Consider the following 17,369-nt stretch of genomic DNA (forward strand, 5'->3'; position numbering starts at 1 on the left):
GTCCCCGCATATGTGCGGGGACCGGCTCAATGGTCAAACAGAGGCGTAGCGACGGGCCTAGACGGTGACGTCGGCCCGGCGGTGGGCTACCTTCTTGGCCTGCTTTACGAGTTCCGGCTCACCCTGGCGCAGCCACGCGTACAGGGGCGCCGCAATGAAGATCGTGGCAGCCGTACCAATGATGATGCCCACGAACAACGCCAGGGAGAGGTCCCGCAGCGTGCCAGCGCCCAGGAGGCCTGCACCGATAAAGAGGATTGCTGCTACAGGGAGGACGGCCACCATCATGGTGTTGATGGAGCGGACCAGAGTTTGGTTGATGGCAAGGTTAACTTCTTCACCGAACGTGCGGCGGGTCGAGGTGGTGATGTCCGCCGTGTTTTCACGAATCTTGTCGAACACCACCACGGTGTCGTACAGCGAGTAGCTGAGGACCGTCAGGAAGCCGATAATGGCCGACGGGGTAACTTCGAAGTCACTCAGGGCATAGATTCCCGCTGTAATGAACATGGTGACCAGCATGCCCACCAACGCCGACAACGACATCTTCCAGGTCCTGAAGTACAGGGCCATCAGGACAGCCGCCAAACCAACGAACACCACCAGGCCGATGAGCGCCTGTCGCGTGACATCCTGTCCCCAGGTCGGACCCACGAAGTTGGAGGTCACTTCGTTTTCCGTAACCCCGTAGGCGCTGGTGAGGCCATCCTTGATGCGGTTCGTCTCGTCGTCGGTCAACTGGTCCGTCTGGATCCGCATGGTGTTGCCGGCGACATTGGCCACGCGCGGGATGGCGCCGGGTACGACGTCGTGCACGGCCTTTTCGCCAAGGCTCGCGTCGGTGGTGCTCACGTTGGAAACGGTGAACTCCGAGCCGCCACGGAACTCAATGCCAAGGTTGAAACCACCCTTGGCCACCGGGATGAGGATGGAGAGGGCCACGGCGACGGCCGCGATGATGAACCAAATCTTCTTCGAATTTACAAAGTTGTATGAGCGCTTACCCGTGTAAAGCTCATGGCCGAAGGTTGCGAAGCTCGTCGTCATTACTTCTCCTCCTTGGTTGCCGTGGAGGAACCAGTCAGCTGGCCCTTTTCGGCAAGACGCCGTTCAGCGATGGTCATGCGACGTTCTGCTTCAGCTGCGGCACCGCTGTTACGCGGACGCACGGGCGCGGGCTTGTCCTCGGGAGAGCGGAGCCTTCCGGCCCCACGGTACAGGGGAACTGCGCCCAAACGGTCAGGGGAAAGCCCGGAGAACCTGTGACCTTCGCCGAAGAACTTAGTGCGCGCCAGGAGCTGCAGCGTGGGGTGCGTAAACATGAACACCACAATGAGGTCGGCAACCGCCGTCAAGCCGAGCGTGAACGCGAAACCACGGACGTTGCCCACAGCCACGAAGTAGAGGACAACTGCAGCCAGGAGATTGACCGCCTTGGAAGCCAGCACCGTTCGCTTGGCGCGCTTCCATCCGTTCTCCACCGCGGAAACAAGTCCGCGGCCTTCGCGCAATTCATCGCGGATACGCTCGAAGTAGACGATGAACGAGTCAGCGGTCTGGCCGATGGCCACGATCAAACCAGCCACGCCGGCGAGGGAGAGTCGATAGTTCTCGGTCCAGCCGAGGATCGCGATGGCCAGATAGGTTAAGACGCCGGCCACCACCAAGGAAGCGATGGTGACAAGGCCCAGGGCCCGGTATTGGAAGAGTGAATAGACCACCACCAGCAGTAAGCCGATCATGCCGGCCAACAACCCGAGCCGGAGCTGGTCCCCACCCAAGGTGGCCGAAATCTGCTCCTGTGACTGGATCTCGAAGCTGATGGGCAGGGCACCGTAACGGAGCTGATCGGACAGCGCTTTGGCAGTAGCCTGCGTGAAGTCTCCCGTGATCTGCGGGCGTCCGTCCGTGATCACTGCCAGGGAACGCGGTGCGGAAATGACTTTGTCGTCCAGGACAATGGCGAACTGGGACTTGGGATCTTCAGTTCCTTGCGCCTGGGCCGCCACATAGTACTGGTTGAGCCGCTCGGTGACGGCCTTGAACTTCTCGGTGGCATCCCCGTTGAAGACGATGTTCACACCCCAGGAGTTGGTGACCGAACCCTGGGCGCCCTGCACCTGGGAGAAAGTGGAATCGCTGATGTCCTGGCCCCGGACTTCTACCGGTCCAAGGATGTACTTGAGGGCCGGAGTCTTGGCTGTGGCAGCTTCGCAGGTTACAAGGGGCTTGGCCGGATCGGAGCGTTCACGCCTTTCAGTCGAAGGATTGACGCAGTCAAGTGCTTCGAATTCCTTCTGGACTTCGGGGGTGATCCAGTTGACATCACTCGCGTTGGCCGGCTCCGCCGTCGGCTTGTTCAGCTGGTCATCCGGTGTGCGTGATTCCACCGGGACGGCCGCGGGATCTCCGTAGGTAATGACAGGCCGGAAGTTCATGTCGGCCGAAGCCTGGATCAAGTCGCGGGTTTCCTTGGAAGGTGTACCCGGGAGGCTGACCACAACATTGCGGCCGGACTGGGTGCTGATCTCTGCTTCAGCAACGCCCGAGCCATCAACCCGCTGACGGATGATCGCAACTGCCTGGTTGAGCTGCTCTTCGTTGATCTCGCTGGATCCGTCAACCCTGGGCGCCAGGATCATCTGGGTACCGCCCTCGAGGTCCAAGGCAAGCTTGGGTGCCCAGCTGGCATTACCAGTCAAAACTCCGCCACCCAGGACGGCGGTGAGTACAACGAATATTGCTCCAAGCCAGGTCAGCACCCTGCGGGCTGAATTTTTGGGGCCGGTCCGTGCCATTATCGATCTTCCTGTTATCGCCGGACAGCCGCCGGCCAACGCATGTGAGCGTCTGCCGGCGGCTCTCAGCTGCCGTAGAAGTTGCCTTGCGCGGGGGTGCCGCGCCTGACGATCCTAGTTGTCCTTCTTGTCCTCTTTGTTGAGGCGCGCAATGGTTTCTTCGGGCGTCTCAACTGCGGCAGGAGCTTCAGCATCTGCGGTAGTCAGGGAAGAAGCGTCGTCCGGTACAACCGGGGCTTCCTCAGCGGGCGCTTCAACTACCTTGGTGACGGCCTGGCGGTGAACCGTGGCCTCGTTACCCGGGGAAAGTTCGATGACAACCTTGTTCTCGGCTTCGTCGATGGAGACGATGCGGCCAAAGAGACCGAAGCTGGTCATGACGTCGACGCCCGGAGCGAACTTGGACTGCATTTCAGCCTGCTGCTGCTGGGTCTTCTTGTTGCGGCGGAACATCATGAAGACAAAGAGTCCAAGCATGACGAACAGCAATATGGTCATTGGATCCACAGGGAAGTTCCGTTCTGTACTTACGTTTTGGTTCACGGCAACGTCCCTGGCAGATCCGCGAGGCGGCTGCATGGATCAAGGACTCGAACGTGCCGAGCGTCATACCAGTCTAGAGGGAAAAGCTGAACACGGCGTGTTAACCGACGGTATCTACGCTTTCGGCGTGGTTTTCATCCTCGCCGAAGAGTGCCAGGGCTTCCTGGCCGAAGACTCCGGCCGGCACGGCGTAACCGAGATGCGTCCACGCTGAAGCCATGGCGATGCGGCCACGCGGCGTTCGGCCCAGCAGTCCTTCACGCACCAAAAACGGCTCGGCCACGGTCTCCACCGTTTCCGGTTCCTCTCCCACGGCAATCGCCAGTGTGGACAACCCCACAGGACCGCCGTTGAACTTGGTGATGAGCGCTTCCAGCACGGAACGGTCCAGCCGGTCCAGTCCCCGCGCATCCACTTCATACATGTCCAAAGCCGCTGAAGCAGACCGGGCGTCAATCTGGTCAATGCCATGAACCAGGGCCCAGTCACGGACCCGGCGAAGGAGACGGTTGGCAATTCGTGGAGTACCACGCGACCGACCGGCGATCTCAGTAAACCCGGCCGAGTTCACCTTCAGGTCCAGCAGGCCTGCAGATCGACGAAGGACGAGCTCCAGTTCAGCAACCGAGTAGAACTCGAGGTGGCCTGTGAAGCCGAAGCGGTCACGCAACGGACCCGGCAGGAGGCCTGCGCGGGTGGTGGCTCCTACCAGCGTAAACGGAGGCAACTCCAGGGGAATGGCCGTAGCGCCGGCTCCCTTGCCCACCACAATGTCCACCCGGAAGTCTTCCATGGCCATGTAGAGCATTTCCTCTGCAGGCCTGGACATCCGGTGGATTTCATCCAGGAACAGGACCTCCCCCTCGGAAAGCGAGGAGAGGATGGCGGCGAGGTCTCCGGCGTGCTGGATGGCAGGACCACTGCTGATACGCAATGGCGCGTTCATTTCTGCCGCGATGATCATGGCCAGAGTTGTCTTGCCCAGGCCTGGTGGGCCGGACATCAAGACGTGGTCGGCACTGCGTCCGCGCATCTTTGAGGCCTCGAGGACCAGGGCCAGTTGCTTACGCACGCGGTGCTGGCCGACGAAATCATGCAGGTTCTTAGGGCGGAGCGCAGCCTCAATGACCCGCTCTTCCGGCTCCTCTCCCCCGTTGACGAGTGATTGCTCAGCCACGGCTGCCTACGCGATTGCCGGCGCGTGCGCCGTCCTGGCCCAGCCAGCGCAGTGTAGCGCGGAGGATCTGGGCCACGTTACCCGCCTCCACCAGCTCCGGAGAGTCGGCCATGGCTTTGTCGATGCTGCCCGCAGCGTCCTTCTCGGACCACCCCAGGCTGGTCATGGCAGCGACTACCTGGGGCTTCCACTCGGCGTTGGTGGCAGCCTGGGCAGCAGTGGCTGCGGAGCCGGTGCCATGCGGAACCAGTTTGCCCGCGAGTTCCAGGACGATCCGGCCGGCCACCTTGGGCCCAATTCCGGGGACCTTGGTGAAAGCCTTGCCATCACCGGTGTGTGCTGCCACACGGATTGCTTCAGGCTCGTGCACGGCCAGGACGGCCAGTGCCAGCCTCGGCCCCACGCCGCTGACGCTGAGCAGGACGTCGAAAACTTCACGTTCGTCGTCATCCGCGAAACCGAACAACGTGAGGGAATCTTCACGGACGATCATGGACGTGAAGAGCTTGGCCTCGGTTCCGACCTTGAGGTGGCTCAGGGTTTGCGGGGTGGCGAAGACGCTCATACCCGCCCCATTGAGGTCAATGACGGCGGTGGACAAACCCACGTGGGCTACGGTTCCACGAAGAAAACTGATCAAGACCCGGCTCCTGAATAATTACGGCCCAAGCGGACTATCCGAACATATCTACGAATACCCTAGCAAGGACGGTGGGGAATCACCGTGCGCGGCGCGCTTTGGCTTCGGCGTCGGCCCAGGCCTTCTGAGCGGGAGTCAGCGAACCGGCACCGGAGGAACCACCCGCTGCGCCCATTCCGCTGCCCGCCCGCCATGCGTGCGTCAGGGCCAGAGCCAGGGCGTCTGCGGCATCGGCTGGCTTGGGTGGAGCGTCCAGGCGCAGGATCTTGGTCACGAGTTTGGTGACAGCGTCTTTGTTGGCCGTTCCACTGCCGGTCACTGCGGCTTTGACCTCAGAGGGAGTGTGCAGGGCCACCGGAATGCCACGGCGGGCGGCCGCAGCGATCACCACACCGGAGGCCTGGGCGACACCCATTACCGTGCTGACGTTCAGCTGGGAGAAAACGCGCTCGACGGCGACGACATCCGGCTCGTGCCGGTCCAGCCATTCATCGATCGCTTCAGCGATCACCAGCAGGCGCTTGTCCAAGGTCTGGTCAGCGGACGTTCCCACCACTCCGACAGCCACCATGGTGGCTCTGCGGTTCCGCTCAATGTCCACTACGCCGATGCCGCAACGGGTAAGGCCCGGATCGACTCCCAATACGCGAAGAGTCAAGTCCGGGCCTTCCTGGTTGAAATCAACATTGGTTGCTGCCCCGCCTAGTCGGCGTCGAGGGCAGCCTGCACTTCCTCGCTGAAGTCCGCGTTGCTGTAGACGTTCTGGACATCGTCCAGGTCTTCCAGTGCATCGACGAGCTTCATGAACTTCCTGGCACCATCGACATCGAGTTCCACCTGCATGGACGGAACGAATTCGGCTTCATCGGTTTCGTAGTCGATGCCGGCGTCTTTGAGGGCGTCGCGGATGGCCTGGAGGTCGGAGGGCTCGGAATGGATTTCCCAGTTCTCGCCGCTGTCCTTCACTTCCTCAGCTCCGGCTTCCAGGACGGCCATCAGGATGTCGTCTTCGCTGAGGCCGTTCTTCGGCAGGACCACAACACCCTTGCGGGCGAAGAGGTAGCTGACCGAACCGGGGTCGGCAATGGTGCCGCCGTTGCGGGAAATGGCGAGGCGGACTTCCGAAGCTGCCCGGTTTTTGTTGTCGGTCAGACATTCGATCAGCAGGGCAGAACCCTGCGGACCGCGTGCTTCGTACATGATTTCGGTGTAGTCGACTACCTCACCAGTGAGGCCGGCACCACGTTTGATGGCGCGGTCGATGTTGTCGTTGGGTACCGACGTCTTCTTGGCCTTGGTGACAGCCAACTCCAGGCCGGGGTTGCCGGCGAGGTCCGGGCCGCCCATGCGGGCAGCAACTTCGATGTTCTTGATCAGTTTCGCGAACGACTTTGCACGCCTGCCATCAATAATGGCTTTCTTGTGCTTGGTGGTCGCCCATTTGGAGTGGCCTGACATGCTTTACGCTTCTCCTCTGATCATTCGAATAAAGAGTTCATGCACGCGCTTCTCCCCAGTCACTTCCGGATGGAAGGAGGTGGCCAGCAGGTGGCCGGAGCGCACTGCAACAATTCTAGCCACTCCGTGCAAAGCAGCTGTGTGGCTGGCGTGGTCAGGATCAACCTGCGCCAGGATTTCGACGTCCGGACCTACACGTTCCACCCAGGGACCGCGAATGAAGACAGCGTGGACGGGATCCACGCCTGACTCCCCGGCACTGAAGTCCAGGCCCTTGAAATCGAGGTCCGTTTCGAAGGATTCACGCTGGCGGCCAAATGCGTTCCGGCGCACGGTGATGTCCAGGCCGCCAAAAGTCTGCTGGGGATTTCCTTTAAGGTCCTTGGCGGGATCGGCGATTTCATCGGCCAGCAGGATCATACCGGCGCAGGAGCCATAGACGGGAAGGCCGTCTGCTATGCGCTTTTGGATAGGATCGCGCAGTTCGAAAATCCGCGACAATTTGTCGATGGTGGTGGATTCGCCGCCGGGGATGATCAGGCCGTCAACATCGTCCAGCTCGGACGGCCGGCGGATGCCCACGCCGGTGGCTCCAGCGGCCTCCACAGCGTGGATATGCTCGCGGAAGTCGCCTTGGAGTGCCAGAACGCCGATCCTGAGTCCTGAACCCACGCGCGATGAAGCGTCGGAAAGGGGGTTGGTCATTGATCCATCATAGTGCGCTGCGCCTGCCGCGACGTCTTCCGCGACCACCGGGGACTGCCGTCAGTCCGGGTTCCATGCCCTGACTGGGATATATTACAGAGCATGCTTTCCTTCAGCGTCCCCCTCGGCAAGCTGGTCCGCACACTGTCCCGGCTTCGGGGCGGAGGATCAGCTTTTCCCGGCCTGGTGGTTGAGAAAATCGACCCCGGCTTCATGCAGCGAACGCTGGCCTCACTCCCCCATGGCGTGGCCGTGGTCAGTGGCACCAACGGCAAGACCACCACCACCAAGATGGTGGTGGAACTCCTGGAAAGCCAAGGCCTGAAGGTCTTCACCAACCGCTCCGGCAGCAACTTCACCCGTGGCGTGGCCGCTTCCCTCCTCGGCGAAGTTGACTGGCGCGGACGGCTCGATGCCGACATCGCCATCCTGGAGCTCGACGAAGCGCATGCCGTGCATTTCGTCAACAAGGTGGAGCCCCGGTTCAGCCTCCTGCTCAATGTCCTGCGCGACCAATTGGACCGCTTTGGCGAAATCGACAAGACTGCCCGCTTGCTGGAGCACATTGCCTCCAGGACCACGGACACCGTGGTCCTGAACCGCGAAGATCCCCGCGTGGCCCGGATCTCGAAGATCCTTCATGACGTTGATGCACTTCACCACCCCGCCGTTCGGTACTTCGGCCTCGACGAGTCCCTGCGCAGCACTTTCCCGAACGACGACGAAATGCGAACCTCGGGGTCCGGGCCGTCGCCGTCCGGAACTCCGGTGGCCGCTGCGGAAGGTGAGCCAGTAGAACTGCCGGCCGCCGACGTCGTACTCCGCCGGGTAGGGGCGCAGGACGCCGAGTTCGAGTTCGACGGCGAAACTGTCAGTACCGCGATGAAGTTGCGTGGCGTCTACAACATCTTCAACGCAGCTGCCGCCTTGTCGCTGGCACGCGCGGTCCTCGGTACCGGCCCGGTGGACACCCCGAAACTGGTCAAGGCGCTGGGTGAAGTAGCTCCCGCCTTTGGTCGCGGCGAAAGCCTCACCGTGGATGGTCAGCCCCTGGAACTTGTCCTGGTGAAAAACCCCAGTGGATTCCGGCTCGGGCTCAAGTCCTTCCCTGCCGGTGGATACGCCACCATGATTGCCATCAACGACAACTACGCGGACGGCAGGGACATGTCCTGGCTCTGGGACGTGGAGTTCGAGTCATTGCGCGAGGATGGCGTGGAAGTCCTCACCGGCGTCCGCGCCTATGACATGGCGCTGCGGCTGCAGTACGACGAAGTGCCCTTTGGCGTGGTGGAACCGGACATCACCGCTGCTCTGCGCACCTTCATCAACGGCTCCCGCGGCAAACCCAAGCGAATTTTCTGCACGTACACCTCCATGCTCGCGATCCGTCGCGAACTCGCCAAAATCACCATAGTTGAGGTGGTCTCATGACCTCGGAAGTACAGCCAACGCCGGAAACACAGCCCGAATCGCCACAGCCCGGCAAGGGGACCCTCCGCGTCCTCCAGCTCTACCCCCGCGAGATGAACATTTATGGCGACTGGGGCAACGCCCTGGTCCTCCAGCAGCGCATCAAGTGGCACGGCTATACACCGGAGTTGCTGGAGTACAACGTGGGTGACGACTTTCCCGAGGACATTGACATTGTGGTCGGTGGAGGAGGACAGGACAGCGGACAGCTGGTCATCCAGGACGACCTCCAGGCACGCGCGGACCACCTTCGGGAACTGGCCGACGGCGGTGCCCCCATGCTGGTGATCTGCGGTCTCTACCAGCTTTTCGGTAAGTTCTTCAAAACCAGCGCTGGGCCTGTCATCCCCGGAATCGGCATCCTTGACGTCGAAACCCACGGCACGGATGAGCGGCTCATTGGAAACGTGATCATGAAGTCCACCGAGTTCGGGGACATTCTGGGCTACGAGAACCACAGCGGACAGACCACCCTGGGTCCCGGCGTCGAACCTCTTGGGACCGTCACCAAAGGTGCCGGTAACAACAGCAAGGACGGGCACGAAGGCGCGCGCTACAACAATGTTGTGGCCAGTTACCTGCATGGCTCATTGCTGCCGAAGAACCCCGCGATAGCCGACTTCCTCATCCGAACGGCGGCCGAGCGCAAGTACGGCACGTTCGTACCGGGGAAGCCCGACGACGACTACGCCCGCCTCGCGCGCGAACACGCCGCCCGCCGGCCGCGGTAGGCGCTACTTCTCCTTGGTGATCAGCAGTTCATGCGCGCCCGCCGTCGCGGCGCCCATGGACTCAACCACTTCTTTGGTTCGTTGGTAAGTGGCAGCGTCGGCTGCCGGTGATGCGCAGACTCCCTGTGGAGCGTCGCTGGCCACTGAGCACCACCGGTAGGGATCGCGGACAATCACCGACGGCGCCCAGGCAAGGTCCGAAGCGGTCCACGCACCCGCGGCGTTCTGGCTGAACTGGGCCCTCACCAGCAGCCCTTCGTTATTGAGCACGTACCAGGGCGACAGCTCGGTGACACCGTTGCCCAGTCCGTACACAATCCACGTGCCCTTGTAATTTTCGATCGGCAGCACAGAGTGTGTGTGGTGCCCGTAGATCATGGTGAACTGGCCGCTGTCCACCAACGCGTGCGCAACATCCTGCTGCTGGGCGTTGGCTTCGCTGGCATATTCGTCGCCTGCGTGCATCACTCCCAGGACGATGTCCGCTCCCAGCGCCTTGGCTTGCGTTGCCTTGGCGATCATGGCTGCGGGATCAAGCTCGTCCACCAACCACGGGTACTCGGGGATCTGGCCGTTGTGGCCGTAGGTACCGATGATGACTGCCACCTTGGCAGCCTCCGTTTGGAGCATCAGGATTTCCTTGGACTCCGCTTCGGTCCGATAGGAGCCTGTGTGCTTGAGTCCGGCAGCGTCCAGGGCATCGAGAGTCCGCAGAAGACCGTCGGTCCCGCGGTCAATGGTGTGGTTGCTCGCCGTGGTGCACGCCTGGTAACCAACGTCCTTGGAGGCGGTGATGATCTGCGGCGGAACATTGAAGGACGGATAGGCCGAGAAGGGCCCTTCGGGCGTCGCCACCGGTGTTTCCTGATGACAGATGGCGAGGTCGCTGTTGCGGATGTAACGTCGCTGTCCTTCAAGGAGGGGGACGAACGTGTACCCGGGAAGGCCGGCCGCCGCGGCGTCGGCCCTTGCCTGCTGCCATAACTGGGTGTGGACCAACATGTCGCCGGTTACGGTGATGGAGGTGCAACGAAGTTCGGGGCAGGCCGGCCCTTTGCCGGGGGTGGGGTTCGGCGCTGGAGTGCGGGTTGGCGTTGGTGACTCCGAAGCGGGAGCAGAGGCCGCAGCGCTGCGGTTCTGGTCATCAGTTTCGGCAATGACGCCACAGGCGCCCAGTGACAATGCCGCCAACGCAGTCATTGTCACGAGCATGGCCCGTGAACGACGGATCCGTCCTGCCGCAGATGTGATCTTCCCCATGGTTTTCATCCTACGGCGGAAGAGCTGCACGCCCGGGCGTGCCGCTCTTGAGGACACGATTCTTACGTGAAAGAGTCACTTCATGACCAATCCCCTCCTGAGCCCCAGCCCCCTGCCGTATGGACTTCCGGCGTTCGCCAGCCTCACCCCTGGGCACTATGCCGAGGCTGTCGATACCGGATTGGCCAGGCACCTGCAGGAAATCCAAGCCATCACGGACAACCCCGAACCGGCAACGTTCCAGAATACGGCTGTGGCCATGGAGCGCTCCGGGCTCCTTCTGCACAGGGCGGCTGCAGCGTTCTTCACTGTGGTTTCGGCCGATGCCGATGATGCCATCAAAGCCCTGGAGACCGAGTTGTCACCCAAGTTCTCAGCGCACCAGGACGCCGTGTACATGAACCGGGCCTTGTATGAACGGTTCGCCGCGATCGACGTCTCGGATCTTGACCCCGAATCCTCGCGTCTGGTGGAGGAATACCTTAAGGAGTTCCGGCAGTCCGGTATCCAGCTTGATGCCGCTGGACAACAACGCCTGAGGGATGTCAACGCAGAACTCTCGCGGTTGGGAACCGAATTCGGTCAGCGGGTCAAGGACGGCATGAAGTCCGCCGCGCTCTTGCTCGACGACGCCGGAGACCTGGCAGGGCTGCCTGCCGAAGACGTCACTGGGGCCAGCGAGGCAGCAAAAGCGGCCGGGCACGAGGGAAAGCACCTGCTGACGCTCATCCAGCCCAGCAACCAGCCCGCTATCGCGTCGCTGGAGAACCGGACCATCCGGCGTCGTTTGTATGAAGCGTCCCTGGCGCGCGGCATCAGCGGTGGGACCACGGATGTGCGGGACCTCGTGTCAGCTACTGTTCGGTTGCGTGCGGAGAAGGCCCGCCTTCTGGGTTTCGCGAACTATGCCGAGCTTGTGGTGGACCAGCAGACCGCACCAAACTTCGACGATGTGGAGGCCATGCTTGGCCGGCTGGCCCCTGCCGCCGTCCGGAACGCCCAGTCCGAGGCCGAGGCCCTGGCTGCTTCCGCCGGACATGACCTCGAGCCGTGGGACTGGGCCTACTACTCCGCCCGGGTCCGCAAGGAGAAGTTCGACGTGGACGAGCAAGCGCTGCGCCCCTACTTCAGCTTGGACAGCGTCCTCTCAGACGGCGTCTTCCATGCTGCCACCCAGTTGTACGGCATCACTTTCCACGAGCGGTCCGACCTTGATGGCTACCACCCGGAGGTGCGCATCTGGGAAGTGCGTGACGAGGACGGCCAAGGAATCGGACTGTTCCTGGGCGACTACTACACCCGTGCTTCGAAGCGTGGTGGCGCGTGGATGAATTCCCTGGTGGAACAGTCCAGCCTGCTGGGAACAAAGCCGGTGGTGATCAACAACCTCAACATCACCAAACCTGCTCCCGGCGAGCCCACGCTGTTGACCCTCGACGAGGTCCGCACTGTTTTCCACGAGTTCGGCCATGCACTGCACGGGCTGTTTTCCGACGTCACCTACCCGCGTTTCTCCGGCACATCCGTTCCCCGGGACTTTGTGGAATATCCGTCGCAGGTCAACGAAATGTGGATCATGTGGCCTGAAGTCCTGGCCAACTACGCCCGTCATTACTCCACGGGGGAACCACTCCCCCAGGCCACCGTGGACAAACTCAATGACTCACTGCTGTGGGGCGAAGGATTCGCCACCACCGAGTACCTTGCAGCAGCCCTGCTGGACCTGACCTGGCACGTGCTGGCTGAAGCGGACGTTCCGGAGGACGTCATTGCGTTCGAAGCCAAAGCCCTTGCCGGCGCGGGCATTGCCCACCCGCTGATTCCACCGCGGTACCGGACGGGCTACTTCCAGCACATCTTTGCCGGAGCGGGCTACGCAGCCGGCTACTACTCCTACATTTGGAGCGAAGTACTGGATGCGGACACCGTGGAATGGTTCAAGGAGAGCGGCGGCCTGACAAGGGCCAACGGCGATCACTTCCGATCCGAGCTGCTCTCACGGGGCAACAGCCGTGATCCCTTGGAGTCGTTCCGGGCGTTCCGGGGCCGCGACGCAGAGCTGGAACCCCTCCTGAAACGCAGGGGACTGGATTAGAAAAAACGACGGCGGCCGGTCACCTCGGAAGGTGACCGGCCGCCGTCGTGCGGTTAACTCTTACCAGCCGCGCTCTGCGAGGCGGTGGGGCTGCGGGATGTCGTCGACGTTGATGCCGACCATGGCTTCGCCGAGGCCGCGGGAGACCTTGGCGATCACATCAGGATCGTCGTGGAACGTAGTGGCCTTCACGACGGCGGCGGCGCGCTCTGCCGGGTTGCCGGACTTGAAGATACCCGAGCCAACGAACACGCCGTCGGCGCCGAGCTGCATCATCATCGCAGCATCAGCCGGGGTCGCGATGCCACCGGCGGTGAACAGGACCACGGGGAGCTTGCCGGTGGCGGCAACTTCCTTGACCAGTTCGTACGGGGCCTGCAACTCCTTGGCCGCAACGTACAGCTCGTCCTCCGGAAGGGCGGCGAGCTTGGCGATCTCGGAGCGGATCTTGCGCATGTGCCCGGTGGCGTTGGAAACATCGCCGGTGCCGGCTTCGCCCTTGGAGCGGATCATCGCCGCGCCCTCGTTGATGCGGCGCAGGGCCTCACCGAGGTTGGTGGCACCACAGACGAACGGGACGGTGAAGTTCCACTTGTCGATGTGGTTGATGTAGTCGGCCGGGGTCAGGACCTCGGACTCGTCGATGTAGTCAACACCTAGGGACTGCAGGACCTGGGCTTCGACGAAGTGGCCGATGCGGGCTTTGGCCATGACCGGGATGGACACGGCAGCGATGATTGCATCGATCATGTCGGGATCGGACATGCGGGACACGCCGCCCTGGGCGCGGATGTCGGCCGGGACGCGTTCGAGCGCCATGACGGCGACGGCACCGGCATCCTCGGCGATGCGGGCCTGCTCGACGTTAACGACGTCCATGATGACGCCGCCCTTGAGCATCTCCGCCATGCCCCGCTTAACGCGGCTGCTGCCCGTGACGCTGTTCGCGGACGAACCGGCTTCGTTGCTTACATCTGGTGTAGACACAAAAACCCCTATGGGTAGATAAACGACCTATTGCCGGAGGCGCGCGCAGCCACACGACCGCAATCAGCGCACACCGGGTTTTCAGGTCAAGGTGACCAAGTACTAGTAATAGTAGTCGCACGTTCCATGGTGGGAGTACATTCATTACCCCTTCGACGGGCAACAAAGGACGCTGTGGTAGGACAGGTGCACAACCCGCGCGGGACGAGTCTGGCCGTATGCCACTTCCCTGCGGACAGGCCACTTGTTAACTGCTAGCCCGCAGCAGCTCCGTCGGCCTCGGCCATGGCCTGCCGGTGCACGGTGGACATCCGCTGGATGATGGTGACCACGCTGGCCAGTGCCAGCAGGATCAGGGTTCCGAACAGCACCACGGGCGGAAGCCCCAATCCGGTCAGGCCGGTGATGAGCAGAACGGACGCCAAACGCTCGGCCCGCTCGGCGATGCCCACGCTGGCCTGGTATCCCAGGGACTCCGCCTTTGCCCTGGCATAGGAGACAACCATGCCAAGGACAAGGCAGACGACGGCGGCTGTTCCGATCGCGGGATCCCCACCATGGGTGAAGAACCAGATGGTAATGCCGGCAAAGATCGCGCCATCAGCCAAACGGTCCAAGGTGGAATCCAGGAAATTGCCCCAGCCGCCACTCCTGCCTTGGAGCCGTGCCATGATGCCATCAACGACGTCGGAGAAGGCGAAGAAGGCCACCACCACAGAGCCCCACCACAGGTGGCCGAGCGGATACAACACTAAGCCGCCCAGAATCACGCCGGCAGTGCCTGCCATGGTCACCGCGTCAGGGGAAACCCCGATCTTCAGGAGCCAACGGGCAAGTGGTGTGAAAAGTGCTGTGAAAAAGCCGCGCGCATGCCTATTCAGCATTCGACTCCCCCGGCCAGGCTTCGGCCACGAGCTTGCGGACTTCGTCCAACGTCTGCGTGATGGCCTTGGTCTGGGCGATGATCGGGAAGAAGTTGCCATCCCCGCCCCAGCGCGGGACTACGTGCTGGTGAAGATGTGCGGCGATTCCCGCGCCGCCGGTAACGCCTTGGTTCATGCCCAGGTTGAAGCCACTGGGGTTGGATACCTTCCTCAAGACCCGCATGGCGGTCTGTGTGAGTTCGGCGAACTCGGCAGTCTCTTCCACAGTGATGTCCGTGTAATCGGGCACGTGGCGGTAGGGACAAATCAACAGGTGCCCTGGGTTGTACGGGAAAAGGTTGAGGACCACATAGCAGGTCCTCCCCCGGTACACGATCAGGGATTCCTCGTCCGAGCGCGTGGGTCCTACACAGAACGGGCAGTCGTCCTTGTTCTTGAATTGATCCTGCCCGCCCTTGATGTAGGCCATGCGGTGCGGAGTCCACAGGCGCTGGAATGCGTCCGGCACGCCCGCCAGTCCGAAATCATCGGTTACGTCGGCGTCGCCCGGAATCCCAGCCGCCGCGCCTGTGTTCTCCTGCACCGTCTCTGTGTCCGTTCCGTCAGCTCTCGCGGTTCTTGACGGCGTCCACAATCCTGCGGACCGCCTCGGCCACTGGCACGCCGTTGTCCTGGCTGCCGTCACGGAAGCGGAACGATACTGCGCCTGCTTCGGCGTCCTCGCCTCCGGCAATCAGGACGAAGGGAATCTTGTCCTTGCTGGCCGTGCGGATCTTCTTGGGGAAACGGTCCGAGGAGATGTCCACTTCGGCCCGGATGCCGGCTGCCTTGAGCTGGCCCACGACGTCGAACATGTAGTCGTTGAATGTTTCGGCCACCGGGATGCCCACTACCTGGACAGGAGCGAGCCATGCCGGGAAAGCACCGGCGTAGTGCTCGGTGAGGACGCCCATGAAGCGTTCCACGGATCCGAACAGCGCGCGGTGGATCATGACCGGGCGTTGGCGGGTTCCGTCCGCAGCCTGGTACTCGAGCTCGAAACGTTCGGGCAGGTTGAAGTCCAGCTGGATGGTGGACATCTGCCAGGTCCTGCCGAGGGCATCCTTCGCCTGGACGGAGATCTTGGGACCGTAGAAGGCAGCCCCACCCGGATCGGGCACCAGTTCCAGACCGGAGGCAGCGGCAACCTCGGACAACGTGCGGGTGGCTTCCTCCCAGGCAGCGTCGTCACCAACGAACTTTTCTTCGTTCTTGGTGGAGAGCTCCAGGTAGAAGTCATCCAGGCCGTAGTCCTTGAGGAGACCCAGGACAAAGTTCAGCGTAGTGGTGAGTTCGTCCTTCATCTGCTCGCGGGTGCAGTAGATGTGGGCGTCGTCCTGTGTCATGCCACGGACGCGCGTCAGGCCGTGCACAACGCCGGACTTTTCGTAGCGGTAGACCGATCCGAATTCGAACAGGCGCAGCGGAAGTTCGCGGTAGGACCGGCCGCGGGAGCGGAAGATCAGGTTGTGCATGGGGCAGTTCATCGGCTTCAGGTAGTAATCCTGGGCCGGCTTGCGCACGGTGCCGTCTTCGTTGAATTCGGCGTCCACCTGCATGGCCGGGAACATGCCGTCCTTGTACCAGTCAAGGTGTCCGGAAACCTCGTAGAGGTGTCCCTTGGTGATGTGAGGGGTGTAGACGAACTCGTAGCCGGCATCCACGTGGCGCTGGCGGGAGTAGTCCTCCATGGCCTTGCGGATGATGCCGCCCTTGGGGTGGAACACCGGAAGACCGGATCCCAGCTCGTCCGGGAAGGAGAAGAGGTCAAGTTCCACGCCAAGCTTGCGGTGGTCGCGTCGTTCGGCTTCGGCAATCCGCTCCTGGTAGGCCTTGAGGGCTTCCTTGGTGGGCCAGGCGGTTCCGTAGATGCGCTGGAGCTGCTGGTTGTTCTGGTTGCCCAGCCAGTAGGCAGCAGAGGAACGCGTCAGCGCGAAGGCGTTGGAGATGATTTTGGTGTTCTGCAGGTGGGGACCGCGGCAAAGGTCGCACCAGATGCTCTCGCCGCTCTTGCGGTCCACATTGTCGTAGATAGTGATGTCGCCGGCGCCGACCTCAACGTTGACGCCTTCCGCGGCGTCGCTTGCATCGTTCTTCTTGCCCAACAGCTCCAGTTTGTAGGGCTCGTTGGCCATTGCTTGGCGGGCTTCTTCTTCTGTGACCACACGGCGGACGAACTTCTGGTTCTGGTTGATGATCTTCTGCATCATCTTTTCCAGGGTCCGCAGGTCCTCCGGGGTGAACGGCTCAGCGACGTCGAAGTCGAAGTAGAAGCCGTCAGTGATGTACGGGCCGATGCCGAGCTTGGCGTCGGGGCGCAACCGCTGCACTGCCTGTGCCATGACGTGGGCGGTGGAGTGGCGGAGGACGTTGAGTCCATCAGGGGAATCGATGGTGACGCCTTCGACGTCTGCGCCCTCGGTGAGGACCTGGTCAAGGTCCTTCAGGACCCCATTGACTCGGGCTACAACGACGTCGCGGCGCTCGAAGAAGAGTTCCGCGCCGGTAGTCCCTTCCGTCACCTTGGTCTCTTCGCCATCGACGATGAGGGTGATCTGTTGGGCATCTGACACGGGTGT

16 protein-coding genes are annotated in these 17,369 nt (G+C 62.1%); 3 read left to right on the forward strand and 13 right to left on the reverse strand.

Features of this window, described 5'->3' with window-relative positions:
* Positions 1 to 57: 57 nt before the first annotated feature.
* The 8 genes from secF to pdxT form a co-directional block, all read right to left on the reverse strand.
* Positions 58 to 1,047, reverse strand: a complete 990-nt coding sequence (gene secF, locus CGK93_RS13305; protein ID WP_089595246.1) for a protein translocase subunit SecF — start codon at positions 1,045 to 1,047, stop codon at positions 58 to 60.
* Positions 1,047 to 2,798, reverse strand: coding sequence for a protein translocase subunit SecD (gene secD / locus CGK93_RS13310; RefSeq protein ID WP_089595247.1), 1,752 nt, complete (start codon positions 2,796 to 2,798; stop codon positions 1,047 to 1,049). The genes secF and secD overlap by 1 nt, the downstream gene beginning before the upstream one ends.
* Positions 2,799 to 2,912: 114 nt before the next feature.
* Positions 2,913 to 3,296 carry a preprotein translocase subunit YajC gene (gene yajC, locus CGK93_RS13315; protein WP_198318222.1) on the reverse strand — a complete coding sequence of 128 codons (384 nt, stop codon included), beginning with the start codon at positions 3,294 to 3,296 and terminating at the stop codon, positions 2,913 to 2,915.
* 145 nt (positions 3,297 to 3,441) lie between these two features.
* Complete coding sequence (gene ruvB / locus CGK93_RS13320) at positions 3,442 to 4,518, reverse strand: Holliday junction branch migration DNA helicase RuvB (protein WP_089595248.1); 1,077 nt, start codon at positions 4,516 to 4,518, stop codon at positions 3,442 to 3,444.
* Positions 4,511 to 5,158: a Holliday junction branch migration protein RuvA gene (gene ruvA / locus CGK93_RS13325; protein WP_089595249.1), complete on the reverse strand. Its 648-nt coding sequence runs from the start codon at positions 5,156 to 5,158 to the stop codon at positions 4,511 to 4,513. Before ruvA ends, ruvB begins: the two co-directional genes overlap by 8 nt.
* Before the next feature lie 79 nt (positions 5,159 to 5,237).
* Complete coding sequence (gene ruvC / locus CGK93_RS13330; RefSeq protein ID WP_089595250.1) at positions 5,238 to 5,816, reverse strand: crossover junction endodeoxyribonuclease RuvC; 579 nt, start codon at positions 5,814 to 5,816, stop codon at positions 5,238 to 5,240.
* Positions 5,817 to 5,860: 44 nt separating this feature from the next.
* Positions 5,861 to 6,616, reverse strand: a complete 756-nt coding sequence (locus CGK93_RS13335) for a YebC/PmpR family DNA-binding transcriptional regulator (protein ID WP_089595251.1) — start codon at positions 6,614 to 6,616, stop codon at positions 5,861 to 5,863.
* A 3-nt stretch (positions 6,617 to 6,619) separates the two neighbouring features.
* Positions 6,620 to 7,321 carry a pyridoxal 5'-phosphate synthase glutaminase subunit PdxT gene (gene pdxT / locus CGK93_RS13340; protein ID WP_089597447.1) on the reverse strand — a complete coding sequence of 234 codons (702 nt, stop codon included), beginning with the start codon at positions 7,319 to 7,321 and terminating at the stop codon, positions 6,620 to 6,622.
* A gap of 102 nt (positions 7,322 to 7,423) precedes the next feature.
* Between pdxT and CGK93_RS13345 the strand changes: the two genes are divergently transcribed.
* Positions 7,424 to 8,755: a Mur ligase family protein gene (locus CGK93_RS13345; protein WP_089595252.1), complete on the forward strand. Its 1,332-nt coding sequence runs from the start codon at positions 7,424 to 7,426 to the stop codon at positions 8,753 to 8,755.
* Complete coding sequence (locus CGK93_RS13350) at positions 8,752 to 9,525, forward strand: type 1 glutamine amidotransferase (RefSeq protein ID WP_089595253.1); 774 nt, start codon at positions 8,752 to 8,754, stop codon at positions 9,523 to 9,525. The genes CGK93_RS13345 and CGK93_RS13350 overlap by 4 nt, the downstream gene beginning before the upstream one ends.
* 3 nt (positions 9,526 to 9,528) lie before the next feature.
* Here CGK93_RS13350 and CGK93_RS13355 read toward each other — a convergent pair whose 3' ends face one another.
* On the reverse strand, positions 9,529 to 10,794 hold the full coding sequence (locus CGK93_RS13355) for a CapA family protein (RefSeq protein ID WP_089597449.1): 1,266 nt from the start codon (positions 10,792 to 10,794) through the stop codon (positions 9,529 to 9,531).
* 73 nt (positions 10,795 to 10,867) lie between these two features.
* Here CGK93_RS13355 and CGK93_RS13360 point away from each other — a divergent pair, with 73 nt between their 5' ends.
* Positions 10,868 to 12,880: a M3 family metallopeptidase gene (locus CGK93_RS13360; RefSeq protein WP_089595254.1), complete on the forward strand. Its 2,013-nt coding sequence runs from the start codon at positions 10,868 to 10,870 to the stop codon at positions 12,878 to 12,880.
* Positions 12,881 to 12,940: 60 nt separating this feature from the next.
* Here the strand turns inward: CGK93_RS13360 and pdxS are convergent, their stop codons facing one another.
* The 4 genes from pdxS to thrS all read right to left on the reverse strand — a co-directional run bounded on the left by pdxS (position 12,941) and on the right by thrS (position 17,363).
* Positions 12,941 to 13,867, reverse strand: a complete 927-nt coding sequence (pdxS, locus tag CGK93_RS13365) for a pyridoxal 5'-phosphate synthase lyase subunit PdxS (RefSeq protein ID WP_017197521.1) — start codon at positions 13,865 to 13,867, stop codon at positions 12,941 to 12,943.
* A 254-nt stretch (positions 13,868 to 14,121) separates the two neighbouring features.
* Entirely contained in the window at positions 14,122 to 14,751 is a 630-nt protein-coding gene (gene pgsA, locus CGK93_RS13370; protein ID WP_089595255.1) for a phosphatidylinositol phosphate synthase, read from the reverse strand.
* Positions 14,741 to 15,334 carry an HIT family protein gene (locus CGK93_RS13375; RefSeq protein WP_089595256.1) on the reverse strand — a complete coding sequence of 198 codons (594 nt, stop codon included), beginning with the start codon at positions 15,332 to 15,334 and terminating at the stop codon, positions 14,741 to 14,743. Before CGK93_RS13375 ends, pgsA begins: the two co-directional genes overlap by 11 nt.
* 19 nt (positions 15,335 to 15,353) lie before the next feature.
* Positions 15,354 to 17,363, reverse strand: a complete 2,010-nt coding sequence (gene thrS / locus CGK93_RS13380; protein WP_089595257.1) for a threonine--tRNA ligase — start codon at positions 17,361 to 17,363, stop codon at positions 15,354 to 15,356.
* Between the last annotated feature and the right edge of the window lie 6 nt (positions 17,364 to 17,369).

Origin of the sequence: Arthrobacter sp. YN (genome assembly GCF_002224285.1) — a bacterium.
Lineage (GTDB): Bacteria > Actinomycetota > Actinomycetes > Actinomycetales > Micrococcaceae > Arthrobacter.